The sequence below is a fragment of the Leisingera sp. M527 genome (assembly GCF_025141525.1).
Classification (GTDB): Bacteria; Pseudomonadota; Alphaproteobacteria; order Rhodobacterales; family Rhodobacteraceae; genus Leisingera.
This window is the reverse complement of record NZ_CP081037.1, coordinates 500,722-520,192: the sequence shown is the minus strand read 5'-3', so window position 1 is coordinate 520,192 and position 19,471 is coordinate 500,722. Positions and strand designations below refer to the sequence as shown.

Sequence of the window (19,471 nt, the reverse complement as noted above, 5' to 3'; positions counted from 1 at the left end):
TTAGCCGCGCTAGGCATTGGTATTGTGACGACTTGCTGCAAACACGTTGGCAACCTCGTTGCTTCATTCCAGCTATGCAAATCAGCCCAGCCCCGGCTGATGGATCTGTTCTCTCGACAAACCGCTGGAAAGCGACAATAGTCCATCCCCGCCCCCACCGAAAAGCGGCAGGTATGACAATTACAGATTTGGCAGCGCTGACCGACCCGCTTGAACTGGCAAGCATACTCATTGTGGACGATGAGCCGGGCATGCGTAATTTCCTGGTGAAAACCCTGCGCCCTCTGTGCCGGCTGGTGGATGAAGCCGAAAACACCGAAGCTGCCGCCGCCCTGCTCAACACCCGGCAATATGACGTGATGATTCTCGACAACATCATGCCTGGCCAGAAAGGCCTCGAATGGCTGGCGGAGCAACGCCGTGACGGCGGCTTTACCGACACCATACTGATCACTGCCTATGCCGATCTGCAAACCGCGATCGACGCTCTGCGCGCCGGTGCGTCGGACTTTATCCTTAAGCCATTCCGCTCGAACCAGATTCTGAATGCCCTGCGCCGCTGTCTGGAAACCGCCCGCCTAAAGCGGGAAAACATGCTGCTGCGCCGCGAGCTGGAAACCACCGGCGCCGGCCGCCGCCGCCGCCGCGAACTGGTCGGAACCTCCCCCGCAATTGCCCGGGTCTGCAGCACCCTGGACCGGGTCGCTCAGGTTTCAACACCAGTGCTGATCAGCGGCGCCTCCGGCACCGGCAAGGAGGTCGCCGCCCGCCACCTTCATATGCGCTCCAATCGCGCCGGGGCGCCCTTTGTGCCGGTGCAATGCGGCGCCATCCCGGCTGATGTGATCGAATACGAGCTGTTCGGCCATGCCCCCGGCGCCTTTCCCGGCGCCCCGGCGGGCCGCGAAGGGCTGCTGGCCTCGGCGCAGGGCGGCACTGTTTTCTTTGATGAAATCGGCGAGCTCAGCCCTTCGGCGCAAAGCACGCTGCTGCGGGTGTTGGAAGACGGGCGCATCCGCCCGATCGGCACCGAACGCACGGTGCAGCTTGATCTGCGCTTTGTGATGAGTTCCAGCCGCGCTTTGGCCGAGGCTGTGGACGCCGGAAGTTTCCGCGCCGATCTGCTGTTCCGCATCAACGTGATCGACATTGCGATGCCGCCCCTGCGCGAACGCGGCTCCGACATAATTGACCTTGCCGAACTGTTCCTGACTGAAATCGCCGCACAGCTGCAGCTGCCGCCGCTGGCGCTGCCAGCCGGCATCAAATCGGCTTTGCTGCGGCATGACTGGCCCGGCAATATCCGCGAGCTCAGGAACTTCATTGAACGCTCCCTGATCTTCGGCAGCTTTTCCCTGGACACGCTGGCGCCTGCCCGGCCCGCGGCCAGTATCCTGCCACTGGAGGAGGTCGAACGCCGCGAGATCCTGCAGGCACTGGAGGCCGTTGGCGGCAACCGCAGCGAAGCGGCGCGGCAGCTGGGCGTCTCGCGCAAGACAATCGACCGCAAATGCGCGGCCTGGGGACTGTAAGCCCATGAACCGCCTGCGCGCGCTGCTGCAATCGGTCCGGGTCCGGTTGCTGGTGATTGCCCTGATGCCGATGCTGGTGTTGATGCCGCTGCTGCTGGGTTTCACCACCTGGCGCTGGTCGGACAAAATCGACGGATTGCTGATCAGCAAGGTGACCGGCGATCTGACCATTGCCGACCAGTATCTGGCCCGGCTGACCGCCACCTCGGGTGAGCAGCTGGACGCGGTGGCGCAATCGGTCCGCCTCCGCAGCGCGCTGACGGCGGGCAGCACGGCGGATTTCCTGGCGCAGGAAAAGACCCGGCTCGGCCTTGATTTCCTGTATCTTACAGGCCCCGGCGGCCAGCCCGGGTTTACGCCCGCCGACTGGCCGGTTCTGAGCGGTGCCTTGGCCGGGCAATGGCAAAGCGCCGTCGACATTCTGAACGCCGCCCAGCTTGATACGCTGGCCCCCGGCCTTGCCGCCCGCGCCGCCATCCCGCTGGTCGCAACCGAAGCTGCAGTGCCAACCAGCCGCAGCGCCGAAACCCGCGGCATGATCATTCACTCGGCCGCTCCGGTCACACTGCCGGATGGCCGTCCCGCGCTTCTGGCCGGCGGGCGGCTGCTGAACCGCAATCTCGGCTTCATCGACACCATCAACGCGCTGGTCTACCGCGAGCAAAGCCTGCCGGAAGGCAGCCAGGGCACCGCCACGCTATTTCTCGAGGACGTGCGGATCTCCACCAACGTGCGGCTGTTCGAAAACGTGCGCGCGCTTGGCACCCGGGTCTCGGCCGAGGTGCGCGGCCAGGTTCTGGGGCGCGGTGAAATCTGGCTCGACCGCGCCTTTGTGGTGAATGACTGGTACATCTCCGCCTATGAACCGATCCTCGACAGCCGCGGCAGCCGGGCCGGGATGCTTTATGTCGGCTTTCTGGAAACCCCGTTCCGCCAGGCCAAGCGCAGCTCGGTGCTGGCGCTGGGGGGCGCTTTTCTGCTGATCGCCGCCTTGTCGGTGCCGATCTTCCTGCGGTGGGCCGGGCGCATCTTCCGCCCTCTCGAGGGCATGAACCAGACCATCGCCCGTGTTGAACAGGGCGACTTCACTGCGCGCAACCGCCCGCAGGCTGCCAGCGGCGAAATTGCCCGCGTGGCCGCCCATTTCGACAGCCTGCTGGACCAGGTTCAGGAGCGCGACCGGCAACTGCGGCACTGGGGTGAAAGCCTTGAAGCCAAGGTCGGGGAACGCACAGCTGACCTGCGCGAGGCGAACCGGCGGCTGGAACAGACCACCGAACGTTTGATTGTCTCTGAAAAGCTCGCCGCGGTTGGTGAAATCACCGCCTCCGTCGCGCATGAGATCAACAACCCGGTGGCGGTGATCCAGGGCAATCTCGACCTCGCCCGCTCGGTACTGGGCGAACACGCCGCCCCGGTCGAGGAGGAATTCCGCCTCATCGACGATCAGGTCTACCGGATCGGCGTGATCGTCTCAAAACTGCTGCAGTTCGCCCGCCCCGAAGAATACTCCGGCGCCTCCGGGCTGATCTCCCCGGCCGAGGTGCTGTCGGACTGCCTGGTGCTGACCCGTCATCAGCTCGACGCCTGTTCGGTCGAGGCAGAGACCCGTCTGACCAGCACCCGCGAAGTGCGGATGTCGCGCACCGAATTGCAGCAGGTGCTGGTTAATCTGATCCTCAACGCAGTGCAGGCCATGCCCGCTGGCGGCCGCCTGACCCTGACCGCTGAAGATGCCCCGGAGGGAGTGCTTTTGGCCGCCGCAGATACCGGCACCGGCATTCCGCCCGAGCTGCAGAACCGCATCTTCGATCCGTTCTTCACCACCAAACAGGCGCAGGGCACCGGGCTGGGCCTGTCGATCAGCCACCAGCTGGTGAGTCGCGCAGGCGGGCGGATCACTGTCCAGTCGCAACCCGGACAGGGCAGCCGCTTCGAAATTTTTCTGCCCTGCCCGGCTGATGCCTGATCCGGACAATTTGGCGCAAATCCCGGCGCAACCGCCGTACAGGTGCGGACAGAATGTCCCGGCACCGCCCTGCGGCACTGACCCCAGTGGACAAAGTGTCACGATAAGGTATTGTTATTGCTAAATTATTTAATTGACAGCTGTGGCAATCCTCCGCCCTTGTCAAGCCACGGCACATTGCCGAACGCCATTCCGGACCGCCGCAATAGGAGGTTGCAGCAGCCGGAACAGCACAAGGGAGGACAACACATGAGCAACCGATCACCCGGCGGGCTGGGGATCCTGCACAAGGCCCATATCACTGCCGGACCCGGCTTTAACCGCTGGCGCGTGCCGCCGGCATCCATCGCCATCCACCTCTGCATCGGCTCGGTCTATGCCTGGTCGGTCTTCAATCCGCCGCTGACCCGCGAACTGGGGGTGATCGCCTCCAGCGCCGATGACTGGAGCCTGGCTTCGGTGGTCTGGATCTTCTCGGTGGCCATCGTCTGCCTTGGCCTGGCCGCAGCCTTTGCCGGCAAATGGCTGGAAGAGGTCGGCCCCCGCATGGTCGGCGTGGTGGCCGCGCTGCTCTGGGGCGGCGGTTTCATTGTCGGCTCTTTCGGCATTTCCAGCCATCAGCTGTGGCTGGTCTATCTCGGCTACGGCGTGCTCGGCGGCTGCGGGCTTGGTCTGGGCTATGTCTCGCCGGTCTCGACGCTGATCCGCTGGTTCCCCGACCGCCGCGGCATGGCCACCGGCATGGCCATCATGGGCTTTGGCGGCGGCGCGATGATCGCTGCACCGGTCAAAGGCTGGCTGCTGAGCCTGTACCAGACCGCCCCCACCTATCTCGGCACCCAGGACGCCGTGCAGACTGTGGTCGAAAACGGCCGGGTGTTTGCCCAGACAGCCCAGGGCCAGGTCGAGGTGGTGCTTGCCAGCGCTACCCAGGCAGCTGCCTTTGGCGGCGAAGCCGGCGCCTATGCGGTGGGCACCGGCAGCACTGGCGCTGCGCAGACCTTCATGACGCTTGGCATCGTCTATTTTGTGGTGATGATCCTGGCCGCCTTCCAGTACCGGGTTCCGGCCAAGGATTGGACGCCGGAAGGCTGGACACCGAAACCCGCCGCCTCGGGCCTCGTGACCCAGAACGACGTGCATATCGACCAGGCGCTGAAGACACCGCAATTCTGGCAGCTGTGGGTGATGCTGTGCTTCAACGTGACCGCCGGCATCGGCGTGATCGGGGTTGCCAAGACCATGATGTCCGAGATCTTCGGTTCGGTGATGCCGCTGGTGGCAACCGCCGCCTTTGCATCAACCTATGTGCTGATGATTTCCGTGTTCAACATGGTCGGGCGGTTCTTCTGGGCCTCTGCGTCAGACTATATCGGGCGCAAGGCCACCTACATGTGCTTTTTCATTCTGGGCACCGTGCTGTATCTGTCGATCCCCTATTTCGCCTCTGCCGCTGCAGCCAATCCGTCGCTGATCTATCTGGCGGGCTTCTACCTGGCGACAATGCTGATCTTCTCGATGTACGGCGGCGGTTTTGCCACAATCCCGGCCTATCTGGCCGATATGTTCGGCACCATGCATGTGGGCGGCATCCACGGCCGGCTGCTGACAGCCTGGTCGACCGCAGGGGTTCTTGGGCCGCTGGCCATCACCTCGCTACGGCAGATGTCGGTGACCAGCGCGGTTCAGGATCTGGCAGCCAAAGTCGACCCGGCTGCCTTTGCGGCCAAGTTCGGCGCCCCCGTGGCGCAGCTGGATCAGCTGGTTGCGGCCAAAACCGTGACCATCGCCAAACTGATGGAGATCGCCCCGGCCGGCACTCTGGATCCGACCCCCGGCCTCTACAATACCACCATGTATTGCATGGCGGCGCTGCTGGCGGTGGCCTTCTTTGCCAACCTGCTGATGCGCCCGGTTAAAGAGCATCACCACCATGATGAGCCGGAGCTTCAGGCCGTACCCGGCGAATAAAACCGCAGCCGGGGCGCCCAGTGCGCCCCGGCCATTTGATCCCGCAGTTTGATGGTGTGATCATTGCGTAGGAGTGGACGGAATCACTATGGGACATACGTCGTGATGGCCGCGCCGCACCCTGTCACCCGGCGGGGTGTTGCGCTGCAATGTCCCAAGATACGCAGGCTTCGATCGCGGAGCTGAACCGGAAGCTTGGCATCACACCGAAGACGGTTGCGAAGCGGCTGAAAGCTCCATCTCTTTGCAGCCATTGACCGTGCCAGCAAGGTCGCGGCGGCACAGCCGGTGGATAAGGCCAATGGCAAAATGGTTTTGGCATTCCTCGAACACCAGCTTGAAACTGTGCCCTGCCTGCTGGCACGCAAAACATTCTTGACAAAACAACTAAGGTTTCTTATGAATCCCCGCGCGCCATATGGGCGCGAGTTCAGCAAGACGCTGGCGGATTATTTTTCCGCCGTCAGTCCAGCCACCCCAAAGTACATGGCCTTCAGAACCTCCTGAGGCAGCCGGCTGGAGAGATGTTGTGACGCTGAGGCTGTGGCTGAAACCTCCGGGTGCCAATCCCGCGCAGCCGATCTGCTGTGGCCTGCTGCAACGGACAATTGGAATGACGGTACAAGCGGCGGCCATGCTGCTGGCCACCGCTCTGCCCGCCGCAACGGATACGTTTCCCGTAGAAATACAACACCAGTCCAGCTTGGCCGCCGTGCCTGCCAAATCCGAACGCATCGTCTCTGTCCGCTTTTTCGGGCATAATTTTCTGCTGGCCTTGGGCCAGACCCCAATCGCCTTGCGCAAATGGCATGGCAAGGACCGCTCCGGCGCGTGGCCTTGGAGCAACGATGCGCTGGGAGACGCCCGCCCGGCGGTGTATCAAGGCGAAATCAATTTCGAGAAGATCGCGGTGCTGGAGCCGGAGCTGATCGTTGGCCGGTGGTCCGGCATGACCTGGCGCGACGACGCATTTTTTTCGCGCGTTGCGCCGGCCATCGCCCCACGGGCTGAGTTCGGCTCCAATGGCACGCCCCGGCAGGAAGTGCTGCACACGCTTGGCGCCACCACAGGAACCTCCGGACGCAACAAGACCGTCATCACCCGGATCGAGAGCCGGGTATCCGCCATCCGCGGGGAACATCCCGAATGGGACGGCGCCAGCGCGCCCCTGTCCTGGGCGGGCCAGACCGCAGCCTATACCAGCCGCGGCATCCGCAGCCCCTTGCTGGAGGCGTTGGGGCTCCAAGTGCCCGAGGCCGCCAATGGCCGCGTCCTGCTGGCGGAACGCGCGCTGGCGGAGCGGGGGCAATACCTTGGGTATTCCCTTTGGTTTGCCTGTGATAAGGCCGAATCCCAGCACCTGCGCGCAGCGCTCAAGGCAGAGCAGACAAATCCTAAAACCAGTTACATCGCAGCATATTGGAGCCAGACATGACCATTCGTATCCCTGCAGCGCTGGCGGCATTTTTGATGCTGACCGCGGCCTGGGCGGCAGCCCAGGAAACCCCTTCCGCGCCGGTGCCGGAGATTGCATTGGACGCGCCCGGGGCCTCTGTGCCTCAACTTCCAGCCAGCGCGCGCGTGACTGAAGTGCCGGAGGGAAGCGGGAAACCGGTGACAGCAGCCGAGGCGGGCCCAGTGCCCCCGTCAGTCCCGCCCGCCAGCCAGGATGAACTGGCACAGGTGGCACGTGACGCTTCATCCAAGGCCTTGAAATTCCTGCGCGATGGCGGCCCTTCAATCTGGGCGATCGCCGCCTTGTCGGTTGTTACAATGGCCCTGATACTGTGGAAGATCTGGCGCCTGGCGCTGATCGGCGCCTGGTCGCGCGGCAAGGCAGGACTGGCCGTGCAAGCCTTTGAACGCGGGGACCGCACCGCGGCCCAAGCGATCGTCAAAAACCGGATCGGGGTGCGCTCCAAAGTCGTCAGCGCAGCGCTGACCGCCGCCGCTGCCCTGCCCGAGGACCGCGCCCGCGAGGAAACCGCCAGGGTGGCCAAACTGCATCTCGCCAGCGCGGCCACCGGTCTTGGCGCGCTGGAGCTGATTGCCACCATCGCCCCGCTTCTGGGCCTGCTGGGCACCGTCCTGGGCATGATTGCCGCCTTCCAGGCGTTGCAAGCGGCCGGCTCCAAGGCTGATCCTGCGCTGCTGGCAGGCGGCATCTGGGAGGCGTTGCTGACCACTGCCGCAGGCATGGCAGTGGCGATCCCCGCCTCTGCCGCGCTGACCTGGTTTGAAGCGGTGATCACCCGCATCCGCCGCGACCTTGAAGACAGTGCCGCCCGTATCTTTATCGCCCATGATCCGCAGCCGCTGAAACTGGCGGCCGAATAGAGCCATGGAGTTCACCGAAACCCTGAAACCGCGGCGCAAGCCAAGCCTGACGCCCATGATCGACGTGGTGTTTCTGCTTCTGGTGTTCTTCATGCTGGCGTCGCGCTTTGGCACCGATGCGGTGCTGCAGCTGCCGCTGGCGGCCCAGGGCGGCAGCTACTCGGGGCCGCCGCGGCTGGTCGGAATCGGTGCGGGAAATCTGGATGTGAATGGCGTACCGGTGGCAGACAGCAACCTGACCCAGGCACTGGCACCGCTGATGGAAAAACCCACCGATATGCTGATCCTGCGCGGCCGCGACGGCGCCGACTTGCAGCGTATCACCGATGTGACCGGGCTGCTGCGGCAGGCAGGCTACAGCAATTTTGTGCTGGTGGAATAAGGAGCCGCGCATGGACCTGACAGAGGCGCCCCGCCGTCCGCGGACTGAATCCATCGTACCGATGATCAATGTGGTGTTCCTGCTGCTGATCTTTTTCCTGATGACCTCCCGCCTGGCGCAGCCTGACCCGTTTGAGGTAGCGCCGCCGGACGCAGCAATTGAGGCAGACCCCGAAGCCGGGCCTGTGCTGTACATCAATGCCGAAGGACGGATGCATTTCGATGGGGCTGAAGGCGGCGAAGCCCTCACGCGGCTGGCTGCGGTCAGCAGCGGCACCCCGGTTCTGCAATTGCGCGCCGACGCCCGGCTGGAGGCAAAAGCCCTGGCCCGCCTCCTGCGCCAGCTGGCGGCAGCTGGCTTCAGCCAGGCCGAACTGGTAGTCCGCCAGCCATGAAACGTGCCGCTGAATTCACCGTTTTTGCCGGCATTGCCGTGTTGATCCATGTGGCGCTGTTTGCCCGCGTGCCTGGTTCCGGTGCGCAATCCAGCGGCGCGGGCGGCACGGCGATGGTGTCAATCCAGGCGGCGCCTGAAGCTGTAGCGGAAATGGCCGAGGCCTGGGAGAAGCCGCCGCAGACTTCCCCGCAGATCACAGCCCAAAACGTTGACCCGTTGCCGCCGGCCAACGTCCCTTCCCTGCCGCAACTGGCACTTGACCAGGCGCCGCGGGCCGCAGCACAGATTGCAATATCCGCGCCGGCAAGGGCGGATAATCTGCAAATCGACACTGCGCCACCGTCACCGCCAAAGCCGCAGAAACCAGAGCCAAAGCCGGAACCGCAGCAAAAACCCGCGCCCAAGCCGCAACCGCAGCAGGCCCGTAAATCCGAACAGGCCTCGGCCGGCCAGGCCGAACAGCGGGCCGCCGGATCGGGCGGCGGCGCTCAGGCCGGGCAATCAGGCGGGGCACAGGCGGCAACAGCAGAGTCCGGCCGCCGGGCCAAACTGCGCAGTATCTGGGGCGCCAAGATCCGCGCCCGTGTGGAACGGCGCAAACGCTATCCCGCCGGCGCCAGCGGCCAAGGCCAGGTCGTGGTGCGCCTTACCGTCTCCCGGTCGGGCCAGCTGCTGAGCCACCGGATTGCCAGGTCATCGGGCGTCGCAGCCTTTGATCAGGCGGCCCTGCAAGCCGTCGCCCGGGCCGGCAAGTTCCCATCGGCGCCGAAAAAGCTGCAGATCAATCAAATCAGCTTCAACCTGCCTATGAGTTTCTCGAAATAACCGCCGGAAACCTGCTGCTCCAGCCAACCCCGCCGGAGGGCCAGATCCCGAGGCTCAAGGTCAATCCGCAAGTTCCGACGCAGGCGGGGGCTGTGCGCGGCTTTGTCCTTCCTTCGGCGCGCAGACCCTCGTGGCGGGCGCCTGCCGCGTGTTTCTTGTTTCGCTGATGCGGCTGGACGATGTCCATGGCAGGCCCTGGGATCGGCTCCCGGACGCTGTCTTGGATCGGGTCACAGATGCCTCTTCTGCCGGCCTGCAGCCGCCAGTCGTCGCTCATCATTCAGCATATTGCTGCCCTATGCGGTGCACAGCTGACTCCAATAGAAGGCAGCAATTCCGTCCAAACCCGGCGGTGACCGCTGCTTTGAGTTTCCGTTTCCACACACAATGCAGCTCTTATTGGCTGCCTGCGGGCTTCTTCTCCGAACAGGCCAGGTGCAGCTTTGCTGCTTGGCCGCTCACGTAATGCTCACGCAATGTGACCCCGCAAAGGCTTGCCTCGCCTCTCCCGGCCCTTAAGGTGGATCCCGTACGCAGCATATTGAGGCCAACGCATGAAAGATCTAGCCCCCGTTCCGGACCTGAAGCCGGAAACAGCGCAGCCGGACCTGCCCGCCAAACCGCCGGCACTGCATGAACGGGCTCTGCATATGCTGGCCCGGCTGCTGCCGCTGGCGTATTTCCGGCGGCCGCCAAAGATCATTATCATCGACGCCACCAACAGCTGCAACCTGCGCTGCCCGGTGTGCCCGGTCACCTTTGCCATGCAGCGCAAACGCGGCATGATGAAGCCGAACGTGTTCCGCAAGATCATCGACGATTTCAAGGACCAGCGGGAAAAGCCCGCGATCTATTTCAGCTTCTCGGGTGAGCCGACCCTGCACAAAGACCTGCCCGATTTCATCGCCTACGCTCATGAAAACGGCCATGACACCTATCTGTCGACCAATGCCACCCGCCTCACTCCGGACATGAGCGAACGGCTGATCCGCTCGGGACTTGCCCGCGTAAATCTGTGCATGGACGGTTTTTCAAAGCAGGCGCAGGAAACTTACCGGGTCAATTCCGACTTCGATAAGGTCAAGGCCAGCATTGAAGAATTCCTGAACATCAAAAAGGACCTGGGCTTCAAGACCCCGGTCACAGTGCTGCAGACACTGCTGACCAGTTATTCCGAACCGCAGATGGACGAAATGGAGGCCTGGGCGCGCAACGCCGGTTTTGACCGGGTGCGGTTCAAGACATTCTCGATCGGCTCCTACACCTCTGACGATCAGAAACGCGAATTTGCGCATTTCCTGCCGCGTCAGAAAGAGCTGCGCCGCCACCCGCGCCACACCAGCCATGCGATGTGCACGGTGCCGCTGTTTCAGTCGGTGGTGTTCTGGAACGGCGATCTGGGCCTGTGCTGTATCGACTATGACCAGGTGATCCAGCTGCCCAATGTCGAGCAGGACGGCTTCCTTGCCGCCTACCGTTCGGATGAAGCCGCCCGCGCCCGCAAGCGCGGCTTTCTCAAACAGTTCGGCATCTGCAAAACCTGTTCGTTTTCCAACGCCGAAAACATGGGCATCCGCCGTGATCTGAAAAAATAAGCGCGCGGCCAAGGCTGCCCGCTTCTGCTTCTTTCTGGTTAAAGTACCCTGGGGGTGAAGGCCGCCAGGCCTGAGGGGGCAAAGCCCCCTCCCCTGTTACCGCTGCAGCAGGACCGGAAACCAATCCTCGCGCAGCCGCTGGCCGGGCTGCATTCCATGCCCCGGGAATGGCGGCGATGTGGGGCCGGGGCGCTCGACGCAGCGTGCATCATCGCCCACCAGCCGCAGCGAAAACGCACGGCGGCGCGCAGTTGAGGTGTTGCCGCGGGATCCGTGCAGCGTCTTATAGTTAAAGGCGATCGCATCACCCGGCTGCATCGGGTATTCCACCACGGTCATACCTTCGGCATCAGGATCAGGAACAGCCATATACTGCCCTTCGTCCGCAAAGAAATCCTCCTCAGAGACCCAACGGGTCGGCAGCACTTCCTTTTCCCATTTGTGGGAGCCTGCCACACAGCGCAATGCGGCTTCCTTCACCTCATCCAGCGGCGACCAGAAGCTGATGGTCTGCTGCCCCTCGACAAAATAGTATGGCCCGTCCTGATGCCACGGGGTCGGCATTGATGTGCCCGGTTCCTTGACCAGAACATGATCGTGGAACATTTGCACCGAAGTGGATTTCATCAGGTCAGCGGCAACTTCGGCAGCCGGGGATTGCTTGATCGCCTGCTGGAATTCGGGGATCCGGGTCCAGTTGCAGTAGTCGTCAAAGAAGCGCCCGGTCTGGCCGGCCTTTTCGTTATTCGACGCATATGGCCCAGGGTTTTCCATATTGGCGGCCACCCCGGCGCGCAGCAGCTCAACCTGTTCGGCAAACAACCCGCGGATAAGAACAACGCCGTCGCGCTGAAACTGTTCGATGTGTTCAGGGGTGATAAGGGGGTGGACCATAGCGGCCTCCGCTGCTGAATGATGCAATTCTGATGCGTCATTCCTGCCGGTCAAAGGGCATAGTTTCAAATACTATCTTTCTATTATACACTTAACTTCATGTTATACCTTACGTTGCGCCATTATGAATACATCTGCGCCGTGGAGCAGCATGGCAGCCTGTCCGCAGCGGCCGAGGCGGTGCATGTAAGTCAGCCAGCCCTGTCTGCAGCCCTCAGCCGGATCGAAGACCACCTTGGTTATTCTCTGTTCCTGCGCCGCCGCGGGGCGGCGCTGGCATTGACACCCCAGGGCCGGGATTTCGCGGCACATGCGCAGGAACTGCTGGATCATGCCCGGCGGCTGGAAGACCCGAAAGGCTCCGGTGCCGGGCAAAGAGGGCTAATGCTGGCCTGTTTCTCGGACCTTGCGCCGTTCCTGCTGGCACCAGCGCTGAAGGCCCTGCGCCAAGCGCTGCCAGAGGTGGAGATCCGCCACCGTGCCTGCGGGTTCGACCCTTTGATCCATGCGCTGACCGAAGGCGAAGCGGATCTGGCTATCACCTATGACCTGGGTTTGGATGCCGGGTTCAGCCGGGCGGAACTGGACCGGTTATCACCCCACGCGCTGGTGCCGCCTGAACATCCGCTGGCAACGCGCAGCGGCCTTACCCTGGCAGAGGTGGTGCTGCATCCGCTGGTGCTGTCACAGGAAGGCTTATCTGTGCAGCACATGCTGGGACTGTTCAAGTCGCAGGGGCTGGTGCCGCGGATTGCCCACCGGGCGGATTCGCTGGAATTGCTGCGCAGCCTGGCCGCCAATGGCGAAGGTGTCGGCATCAGCTACAGCCTGCCGCCTGGCGGGATGAGTTATGATGGCAAGCCATTGTGCGCTGTTCGGATCACAGACCAAGCCGCAGAGGAGCCGGTGATTCTGGCGGCGCATAGACAATTGCCGGACGCTTCGCCGGCCTTTAAGGCGCGTGCCATTCTGTGCACAGTGCTCAGTGCCCGCAGGTCAGAGCTCAGTGCCGGCAGGTCAGACCTTGCGCAGGCGGATCACCACATCGACTGAGGCGATCTCCATCCCTTTGGGGGCTTCCGGCAGTTTGTGAATCACCAGTTCCTGTGCGGGCGCGTCGCTGACGCGGCCTTCATCCTCCCAGAAGAAATGCGGATGATCGTGGGTATTGGTGTCGAAATAGCTTTTGGAGCCGTCCAGCGGGATCTCTTGCAGCACGCCGGCGTCGCAAAAGGCGCGCAGAGTATTATAGACGGTGGCCAGCGATACGGCGGCGCCTTTCTTCTTGGCCGACTCGAACAGGCTTTCGGCGGTGATATGGCGGTGTTTGCCGTCGCCGACCAGCAATTCGGCAAGCGCCACCCGCTGCCGGGTGGGTCTTAGCCCGGCCTCTGTCAGCCAGCGGGTGGCTGTGTCTTCGCTGTTTGGCGTCATGAGCAGATCCTGCATCGCGTTGCTGACCGTATATATAGGTGCAACACCCAGGGTTTTTCAAATGAAATTCATTCGCAGCTAGGCAGGTGTTTCTTGTGTGCGTGTGGCACATTCAGCGCAGGAAGTGACGCGGGGTCCCCTTGCAGGACCCTTTGGCCGGGTGTTACACGAAGCCAGATATACTTATAGACCAGACCCTAGGCAGGAGATACGCCCGAATGGCCGATTACCCGAGCAGCTTTGACAAGGACGAATTGCTGAAATGCGCGCGGGGCGAGCTGTTTGGGCCGGGCAACGCCCAGCTGCCGGCACCGCCGATGCTGATGATGGACCGCATTACAGACATCAGTGCGGATGGCGGCGAGTTCGGCAAAGGCCATGTTGTTGCGGAATTCGACATCACCCCGGACCTGTGGTTCTTCGACTGCCATTTCCCAGGCAACCCGATCATGCCCGGCTGCCTGGGCCTGGACGGGCTGTGGCAGCTGACCGGCTTTAATCTGGGCTGGCGCGGCATGACCGGCAAGGGCATGGCCATGGGCGTCGGCGAGGTCAAGCTGAAAGGCATGGTCAAACCCGACCGTAAAATGCTCACCTATTTCGTGGATTTCACCCGTGTCATTGACCGCAAGCTTAAGCTTGGCGTTGCCAATGGCCGTGTACTGGCGGATGGTGAAGAAATCTATCAAGTCAAGGACATGAAGGTCGGGCTGGCAGACGAAAGCTGACCTCTATCCGTTTGATCGAATCCAAGGAGTACGCCTATGCGTCGCGTCGTCGTCACCGGTTTGGGGATTGTCTCCTCCATCGGGAACAATGCTGAAGAGGTCACCGCCGCGCTGAAAGCCGGTAAATCCGGCATCGAAGCCAGCCCCGAAATGGCTGAGCACGGCTTTCGCAGCCAGGTGGCCGGCACGCTGAAAATCGACACTGCCCAGCATGTGGACAAGCGCACCCTGCGGTTCATGGGGCCAGGTGCGGCTTACGCCCATATCGCGATGAGCCAGGCAATTGCCGATGCAGGTCTCTCGGAAGATCAGGTTGTGAATGAGCGCACCGGCCTGGTGGCAGGCTCCGGCGGCCCGTCGACCTCGGCCATGCTGGCAGCGCACCAGGTGGTCGCCAAAACAGGCGCCACCAAACGCATCGGCCCTTTTGCCGTGCCAAAGTGCATGTCCTCGACCATTTCCGCCAACCTGGCGACGGCGTTCAAGATCAAAGGCGTCAACTATTCGATCACCTCGGCTTGCTCGACCTCGCTGCATTGCATCGGTAACGCGGCTGAACAGATCATGATGGGCAAACAGGACGTGATGTTTGCCGGCGGCGGCGAGGAGCTGGACTGGACCCTTAGCTGCTTGTTCGACGCTATGGGCGCAATGTCTTCGAAGAAGAATGATGACCCCACCGCAGCCAGCCGGGCCTTTGACCAGGACCGCGACGGGTTCGTGATCTCCGGCGGCGGCGGCATTGTGGTGCTGGAAGACCTTGATCACGCGCTGGCCCGCGGTGCCAAAATTTACGCCGAAGTGACCGGCTTTGCCGCCACCTCCGACGGCCACGACATGGTGGCGCCCTCTGGTGAAGGCGGCGAGCGGGCAATGCGGCTGGCGCTGTCGACCCTGCCTGAAGGCCGCAAGGTGGACTATATCAACGCACATGGCACCTCGACCCCGGTCGGCGACGTCGGCGAAGTCGAGGCCGCGCGCCGTGTATTCGGCGAAGGCGAGGTACCGCCGATTTCCTCGACCAAGTCGATGACCGGCCACGCCCAGGGCGCTGCCGGCGCGCTAGAGGCGATCTTCTGCCTGCTGATGCTGGACAATGATTTCATCACGCCGTCGATCAATGTTGATACCCTCGCCGAAGGCATTCAGCCGGGCGAGATTGCCACCGCACTGGTGGAAAACGCCGGCCTCGATTCGGTGATGACCAACAGCTTCGGCTTTGGCGGCACCAATGGCTCGATGGTTCTGAGCAAATACAAGGGATAAGTGACGATGGCGGGACTGCTGACCGGCAAACGCGGCCTGATTATGGGCGTTGCCAATGACCGCTCCATCGCCTGGGGCATTGCCAAGGCCATGGCCGAAGCCGGTGCCGAGCTGGCCTTCACCTATCAGGGCGAAGCCTTTGGCAAGCGGCTGGAGCCGCTGGCACAGAGCGTCGGCTCGGACTTTATGGTCGACGTGGATGTGACCGACGACGCCTCGCTTGATACGGCGTTCGAACAGCTTGGCAGCCGCTGGCCGTCGATTGATTTCGTGGTCCATGCAATTGCCTATTCGGACAAATCCGAGCTGACCGGACGGTTCTTGGACACCAGCCGGGCGAATTTTAAGAACTCGCTGGATATCTCTGCCTATTCCTTCATCGAAGTGGCACGCCGTGCGCATCCGCTGATGAAGGAAAACGGCGGCACCCTGCTGACGCTGACCTATCAGGGATCAAACCAGGTGGTGCCGAACTACAATGTAATGGGCGTGGCTAAGGCAGCGCTGGAATCCGCGACCCGCTACTTGGCCAACGACCTGGGCCCCGAGGGCATCCGGGTGAATGCAATTTCGCCCGGCCCGATGAAGACACTGGCCGGTGCTGCCATCGGCGGCGCACGCAAGACCTTCAAGCATACAGCCCAGAATGCGCCAATGCGCGACAACGCCACGCTGGAGGCGGTCGGCGGCACCGCAGTATACCTTGCGTCTGATGCAGGCTCTTGCACGACCGGTGAAATCATCCGGGTCGATGGCGGTTTCCACGTGCTGGGAATGCCGCAGCAGGATTATCTGTAAGCAGGTAGAAACCGCTGACATCTGGAAAGGCGCCCATGGAGGCGCCTTTTTTCTTATCCAGCAGTGGTTTCAGGACGCCGAAGCTTTGCAGTGCGTTCGCCTGCCTCTTATCCGGCGCACTCCCGCCCGTCGCCGGGCTTTTGGCAAAGCCCGCTTCCGTTGGGCGTGGCACTGCGCGTGGCGCAGTGCCACGCCCAAGGCCGCCAAGCGTTTTCCGGCACAGCCGGAAGACCTGCGGGCGCGGGAGTGCCGCTTGCCCGCAGACCGAACATCAGGATACCGAGACCAGCGCGATATCGAAAACCAGATCTTTGCCCGCCAGGAAATGGTTGGCATCCAGGGTGACTGTCTCGTCGCCGACCTCGACCACGGTCACCGGCAGCACTTGGCCGTCCGGGCTTTGCATCTGCAGCTGAGTACCCAGTTCCAGCGGGATATCCTCGGGGATGCCCTCGCGGGGGATCTCCTGGCGTGCGGCGGGGTTGATCGGGCCGTATCCTTCGGCGCAGGGGATATCCAGCGTCTTGCTCTCTCCCACGGACATGCCTTCAAGCCCCGCATCCATGCCCGCGATCACATGTCCCGCACCGACGGTGAATTCCAGCGGATCACGGCCCTCGGAACTGTCGAAAACGGTGCCATCCGTCAGCTTGCCTGTGTAATGGATGCGCACGGTGTCGCCGTTCTTTACCCCGGTCATATGACCTCCAATCGGTTGCGGGTTTATAAAGGGGCGCAGCCTAGCGTCCGCGAATGTGATGTAAACCCGTATGGATACAATTTCCCGCTTTGCCCGCCCGGGGCTTCGTGCAACGCTCCGGCAAAGGGAGCGCCCCATGCCAATTACAACTTGTATCTTTGACGCCTACGGCACCTTGTTCGATGTGGCCGCTGCAGCGCGGCAGGCCGCCAGCGAGCCAGAGTTTCCGCATCTGCAGGACAGCTGGGCAGAGCTGGCCAGCAACTGGCGGCTGAAGCAGCTGCAATACACCTGGCTGCGGGCGATCACCAATGCCCATGCCGATTTCTGGGATGTAACGCAGGACGGGCTTGATTGGGCGATGGAGGCGGCCGGGCTGGCAGCAGATGCCGCGTTGCGCCAGCGGCTGCTGGATCTTTACTGGCAACTGCAGGCCTATCCGGAAGTGCCCGCAATGCTGAACACGCTGAAGTCCGCCGGCATAAACACCGCAATCCTGTCCAACGGATCCCCTGCCATGCTCGATGGTGCAGTACAATCCGCCGGGCTGGGCGATGTGCTGGATGATGTGCTGTCGGTGGAGAGCGTCGGCATCTTCAAGCCCGACGCCCGCGTCTACGATCTGGTTGGTGCCCGGTTCAATTGCGCCCGCGAGGAGGTGTTGTTTGTCTCCTCCAACGGCTGGGACGCGGCGGGGGCATCGGGCTACGGGTTTGTCACCGCCTGGGTCAACCGGGCGGGCGAGCCTGTTGACAGGCTGCCCTGGAAGCCGGCGCATATCCTGCCGGACCTCACCACAATTCCCGATCTGGCCAAGGGATAATCGTTCACACATGCCGTTTTTTGAAACCTCAGACGGGTTGCAGTTGCATTACTCCGATGCCGGAGAGGGTGTGCCGCTGCTGTGCTTGGCGGGCCTGACCCGGGACAGCCGCGATTTTCGCTATTTTGCGCCTCATGCCTCAGGCTGCCGGATGATCACCCTGGACGCCCGCGGACGGGGGCAGTCGGATCATGATCCGGACTTTATGACCTACAATGTTCTGCGCGAGGCGCAGGATGTGCTGGAGCTGCTGGATCATTTGGAATTGGGCCGCGCTGCCATTCTGGGCACCTCGCGCGGCGGATTGGTGGCGATGACACTGGCCGCCATCGCCAAAGACCAGCTTGCAGCGGTGATCCTGAATGATGTCGGCCCAGAGATCCCCGCAGATGGCATTGCCCGGATCATGGAATACGTTGGCCGGCGCCCAGCTGCAAAGACACATGCACAGGCTGCCGAAGCACTTTCTGCCCTGATGGCGCCGGCCTTTCCCGGTGTCCCGGCTGCACGCTGGAGCGAGGAGGCCGAGGCATTCTACGATGAAGATACCGGCGGACTCAGCCTGCGCTATGATCCGCGCCTGCGGGACGCGCTGCTGGCGCAAGCGGAGGCGGGGCCTCCCCCGGATATCTGGCCTCTTTTTATGACCCTGGACGGCCTGCCCTGCGGGATCATCCGCGGCGCAAATTCGGACATTTTGAGCGCCGGAACCTATGCGGAAATGCAGCATCGCCTGCCTGCGCTGCAAGCCGTGGAAATTCCAAACCGCGGCCATGTGCCCTTTCTGGACGAGCCAGAGGCGCTTGCCCTCATCCATTCCCTATTGGACCAGATCAAATGACCTCAATCGCCATGATCGAAGCTGCGGCAGCGCGGCTGAAAGGCCATGCCCGCGTCACGCCGCTGCTGTCTTCGCCGTTTCTGGACGAAATCGCCGGACGGCGTCTGTTTGTGAAGGCGGAATGCCTGCAGCACACCGGATCCTTCAAGTTCCGTGGCGGCTGGTCGGCGGTCTCGGCGCTGCCGGAAGAGGCCCGCGCACGGGGTGTGCTTGCCTATTCCAGCGGCAACCATGCGCAAGGCGTGGCCGCAGCAGCCAAAGCGCACAAAACGCCTGCTGTTATCGTGATGCCCGCCGATGCACCTCGGCTGAAGATCCAGAACACCCGTGACCTGGGCGCCGAGGTTGTTTTGTACGACCGCGCCGGCGGCGAAAGCCGCGAAGCCGTTGGCACCCGGCAAGCTGGGGAACGCGGGCTGACTCTGATCAAACCCTATGACGAACCGCTGGTGATTGCCGGTCAGGGCACCTGCGGGCTGGAGGTTGCGGAACAGGCCGCTGACAAAGGCGTCGCCAAGGCAGAGGTTCTGGTCAACTGCGGCGGCGGCGGATTATCGTCGGGGATCGCTCTGGCGCTGGAGGCGCGCGCACCGGGCCTGCGGGTGCGCCCGGTGGAACCGGAAGGGTTCGACGACGTGACCCGCTCGCTGGCCGCTGGTGAAATCCAGCAGAACCCCAGCCCGTCCGGTTCTATTTGCGACGCGATCCTGACACCGCAACCGGGAGAAATCACCTTTCCCATCCTCAGCCGCTTGTGCGGGCCGGGCCTGGTCATCACCGAAGAGGAAGCGCTGCGGGCGATGGCGATGGCCTTTTTGCGGCTGAAGATCGTTCTGGAACCCGGTGGGGCTGCGTCGCTGGCGGCGGCCCTGTTCCACCCTGACAAGATCGGCGGCGAGGCCGTGATTGCAGTCGCCACTGGCGGCAATGTGGATGCAGCGCTGTTCCAGGAGGCGCTGGCGCGTTATGCTTGAACTCTG

19 protein-coding genes are annotated in these 19,471 nt (G+C 62.8%); 16 read left to right on the top strand and 3 right to left on the bottom strand.

The window, feature by feature from the left end:
- Nucleotides 1–173: 173 nt before the first annotated feature.
- The 9 genes from K3555_RS02635 (at nucleotide 174) to K3555_RS02595 (ending at nucleotide 11,007) form a co-directional block, all read left to right on the top strand.
- Complete coding sequence (locus K3555_RS02635) at nucleotides 174–1,532, top strand: sigma-54 dependent transcriptional regulator (RefSeq protein WP_260007289.1); 1,359 nt, start codon at nucleotides 174–176, stop codon at nucleotides 1,530–1,532.
- Between the two features lie 4 nt (nucleotides 1,533–1,536).
- Nucleotides 1,537–3,501, top strand: coding sequence for a cache domain-containing protein (locus tag K3555_RS02630; protein ID WP_260007288.1), 1,965 nt, complete (start codon nucleotides 1,537–1,539; stop codon nucleotides 3,499–3,501).
- A 249-nt stretch (nucleotides 3,502–3,750) separates the two neighbouring features.
- Nucleotides 3,751–5,472 carry an OFA family MFS transporter gene (locus K3555_RS02625; RefSeq protein ID WP_260007287.1) on the top strand — a complete coding sequence of 574 codons (1,722 nt, stop codon included), beginning with the start codon at nucleotides 3,751–3,753 and terminating at the stop codon, nucleotides 5,470–5,472.
- Between the two features lie 613 nt (nucleotides 5,473–6,085).
- Nucleotides 6,086–6,907, top strand: coding sequence for an ABC transporter substrate-binding protein (locus K3555_RS02620; protein WP_260007285.1), 822 nt, complete (start codon nucleotides 6,086–6,088; stop codon nucleotides 6,905–6,907).
- Entirely contained in the window at nucleotides 6,904–7,809 is a 906-nt protein-coding gene (locus K3555_RS02615; protein ID WP_260007284.1) for a MotA/TolQ/ExbB proton channel family protein, read from the top strand. The genes K3555_RS02620 and K3555_RS02615 overlap by 4 nt, the downstream gene beginning before the upstream one ends.
- A 4-nt stretch (nucleotides 7,810–7,813) precedes the next feature.
- Entirely contained in the window at nucleotides 7,814–8,191 is a 378-nt protein-coding gene (locus K3555_RS02610) for a biopolymer transporter ExbD (protein ID WP_259989807.1), read from the top strand.
- Nucleotides 8,192–8,201: 10 nt separating this feature from the next.
- Complete coding sequence (locus K3555_RS02605) at nucleotides 8,202–8,585, top strand: biopolymer transporter ExbD (RefSeq protein WP_260007283.1); 384 nt, start codon at nucleotides 8,202–8,204, stop codon at nucleotides 8,583–8,585.
- Complete coding sequence (locus K3555_RS02600) at nucleotides 8,582–9,412, top strand: energy transducer TonB (RefSeq protein ID WP_260007282.1); 831 nt, start codon at nucleotides 8,582–8,584, stop codon at nucleotides 9,410–9,412. Before K3555_RS02605 ends, K3555_RS02600 begins: the two co-directional genes overlap by 4 nt.
- A 554-nt stretch (nucleotides 9,413–9,966) precedes the next feature.
- Nucleotides 9,967–11,007, top strand: a complete 1,041-nt coding sequence (locus K3555_RS02595; RefSeq protein ID WP_260007281.1) for a radical SAM/SPASM domain-containing protein — start codon at nucleotides 9,967–9,969, stop codon at nucleotides 11,005–11,007.
- Between the two features lie 96 nt (nucleotides 11,008–11,103).
- Here the strand turns inward: K3555_RS02595 and K3555_RS02590 are convergent, their stop codons facing one another.
- On the bottom strand, nucleotides 11,104–11,901 hold the full coding sequence (locus K3555_RS02590) for a phytanoyl-CoA dioxygenase family protein (RefSeq protein WP_260007280.1): 798 nt from the start codon (nucleotides 11,899–11,901) through the stop codon (nucleotides 11,104–11,106).
- Between the two features lie 99 nt (nucleotides 11,902–12,000).
- On the opposite strand from K3555_RS02590, the gene K3555_RS02585 reads away from it, so the two are divergent.
- Nucleotides 12,001–12,954 (top strand): LysR family transcriptional regulator, encoded by a 954-nt coding sequence (locus K3555_RS02585; RefSeq protein ID WP_260007279.1) that lies wholly within the window; start codon nucleotides 12,001–12,003, stop codon nucleotides 12,952–12,954.
- Here the strand turns inward: K3555_RS02585 and irrA are convergent.
- Nucleotides 12,919–13,335 (bottom strand): iron response transcriptional regulator IrrA, encoded by a 417-nt coding sequence (gene irrA, locus K3555_RS02580; protein ID WP_260007278.1) that lies wholly within the window; start codon nucleotides 13,333–13,335, stop codon nucleotides 12,919–12,921. The two genes, K3555_RS02585 and irrA, sit on opposite strands and share 36 nt — an antisense overlap.
- A gap of 218 nt (nucleotides 13,336–13,553) precedes the next feature.
- Here irrA and fabA point away from each other — a divergent pair, with 218 nt between their 5' ends.
- From fabA to K3555_RS02565, 3 genes are read left to right on the top strand one after another with little or no spacing between them, the layout of a single operon-like run.
- On the top strand, nucleotides 13,554–14,063 hold the full coding sequence (fabA, locus tag K3555_RS02575) for a bifunctional 3-hydroxydecanoyl-ACP dehydratase/trans-2-decenoyl-ACP isomerase (protein WP_129371999.1): 510 nt from the start codon (nucleotides 13,554–13,556) through the stop codon (nucleotides 14,061–14,063).
- Between the two features lie 36 nt (nucleotides 14,064–14,099).
- A complete protein-coding gene (fabB, locus tag K3555_RS02570; protein ID WP_259994833.1) occupies nucleotides 14,100–15,329 on the top strand; it encodes a beta-ketoacyl-ACP synthase I in 1,230 nt (409 codons plus the stop codon).
- Between the two features lie 6 nt (nucleotides 15,330–15,335).
- Nucleotides 15,336–16,127, top strand: coding sequence for an enoyl-ACP reductase (locus tag K3555_RS02565; RefSeq protein ID WP_259989793.1), 792 nt, complete (start codon nucleotides 15,336–15,338; stop codon nucleotides 16,125–16,127).
- Between the two features lie 271 nt (nucleotides 16,128–16,398).
- On the opposite strand, the gene K3555_RS02560 is transcribed toward K3555_RS02565, so the two are convergent.
- Nucleotides 16,399–16,827 carry a peptidylprolyl isomerase gene (locus K3555_RS02560; protein WP_259989791.1) on the bottom strand — a complete coding sequence of 143 codons (429 nt, stop codon included), beginning with the start codon at nucleotides 16,825–16,827 and terminating at the stop codon, nucleotides 16,399–16,401.
- Nucleotides 16,828–16,963: 136 nt separating this feature from the next.
- Here K3555_RS02560 and K3555_RS02555 point away from each other — a divergent pair, with 136 nt between their 5' ends.
- Genes K3555_RS02555 through K3555_RS02545 form a run of 3 tightly spaced genes read left to right on the top strand, consistent with a single transcriptional unit; the run spans nucleotide 16,964 to nucleotide 19,465 of the window.
- On the top strand, nucleotides 16,964–17,650 hold the full coding sequence (locus K3555_RS02555) for a haloacid dehalogenase type II (protein WP_260007277.1): 687 nt from the start codon (nucleotides 16,964–16,966) through the stop codon (nucleotides 17,648–17,650).
- Between the two features lie 10 nt (nucleotides 17,651–17,660).
- Entirely contained in the window at nucleotides 17,661–18,491 is an 831-nt protein-coding gene (locus tag K3555_RS02550) for an alpha/beta fold hydrolase (protein ID WP_260007276.1), read from the top strand.
- Nucleotides 18,488–19,465, top strand: coding sequence for a threonine/serine dehydratase (locus tag K3555_RS02545; RefSeq protein WP_260007275.1), 978 nt, complete (start codon nucleotides 18,488–18,490; stop codon nucleotides 19,463–19,465). Before K3555_RS02550 ends, K3555_RS02545 begins: the two co-directional genes overlap by 4 nt.
- Nucleotides 19,466–19,471 lie beyond the last annotated feature (6 nt).

Bases quoted from the DNA above. Each gene is read 5' to 3' on its own strand.
- K3555_RS02550 (WP_260007276.1), top strand. From the start codon at position 17,661: ATGCCGTTTTTTGAAACCTCAGACGGGTTGCAGTTGCATTACTCCGAT.
- K3555_RS02585 (WP_260007279.1), top strand. From the start codon at position 12,001: ATGTTATACCTTACGTTGCGCCATTATGAATACATCTGCGCCGTGGAG.
- K3555_RS02610 (WP_259989807.1), top strand. From the start codon at position 7,814: ATGGAGTTCACCGAAACCCTGAAACCGCGGCGCAAGCCAAGCCTGACG.
- K3555_RS02560 (WP_259989791.1), bottom strand. From the start codon at position 16,827: ATGACCGGGGTAAAGAACGGCGACACCGTGCGCATCCATTACACAGGC.
- K3555_RS02590 (WP_260007280.1), bottom strand. From the start codon at position 11,901: ATGGTCCACCCCCTTATCACCCCTGAACACATCGAACAGTTTCAGCGC.
- K3555_RS02615 (WP_260007284.1), top strand. From the start codon at position 6,904: ATGACCATTCGTATCCCTGCAGCGCTGGCGGCATTTTTGATGCTGACC.
- K3555_RS02595 (WP_260007281.1), top strand. From the start codon at position 9,967: ATGAAAGATCTAGCCCCCGTTCCGGACCTGAAGCCGGAAACAGCGCAG.
- fabB (WP_259994833.1), top strand. From the start codon at position 14,100: ATGCGTCGCGTCGTCGTCACCGGTTTGGGGATTGTCTCCTCCATCGGG.
- K3555_RS02555 (WP_260007277.1), top strand. From the start codon at position 16,964: ATGCCAATTACAACTTGTATCTTTGACGCCTACGGCACCTTGTTCGAT.
- K3555_RS02565 (WP_259989793.1), top strand. From the start codon at position 15,336: ATGGCGGGACTGCTGACCGGCAAACGCGGCCTGATTATGGGCGTTGCC.
- irrA (WP_260007278.1), bottom strand. From the start codon at position 13,335: ATGACGCCAAACAGCGAAGACACAGCCACCCGCTGGCTGACAGAGGCC.
- K3555_RS02545 (WP_260007275.1), top strand. From the start codon at position 18,488: ATGACCTCAATCGCCATGATCGAAGCTGCGGCAGCGCGGCTGAAAGGC.
- K3555_RS02635 (WP_260007289.1), top strand. From the start codon at position 174: ATGACAATTACAGATTTGGCAGCGCTGACCGACCCGCTTGAACTGGCA.
- K3555_RS02630 (WP_260007288.1), top strand. From the start codon at position 1,537: ATGAACCGCCTGCGCGCGCTGCTGCAATCGGTCCGGGTCCGGTTGCTG.
- K3555_RS02600 (WP_260007282.1), top strand. From the start codon at position 8,582: ATGAAACGTGCCGCTGAATTCACCGTTTTTGCCGGCATTGCCGTGTTG.
- K3555_RS02625 (WP_260007287.1), top strand. From the start codon at position 3,751: ATGAGCAACCGATCACCCGGCGGGCTGGGGATCCTGCACAAGGCCCAT.
- K3555_RS02620 (WP_260007285.1), top strand. From the start codon at position 6,086: ATGACGGTACAAGCGGCGGCCATGCTGCTGGCCACCGCTCTGCCCGCC.
- fabA (WP_129371999.1), top strand. From the start codon at position 13,554: ATGGCCGATTACCCGAGCAGCTTTGACAAGGACGAATTGCTGAAATGC.
- K3555_RS02605 (WP_260007283.1), top strand. From the start codon at position 8,202: ATGGACCTGACAGAGGCGCCCCGCCGTCCGCGGACTGAATCCATCGTA.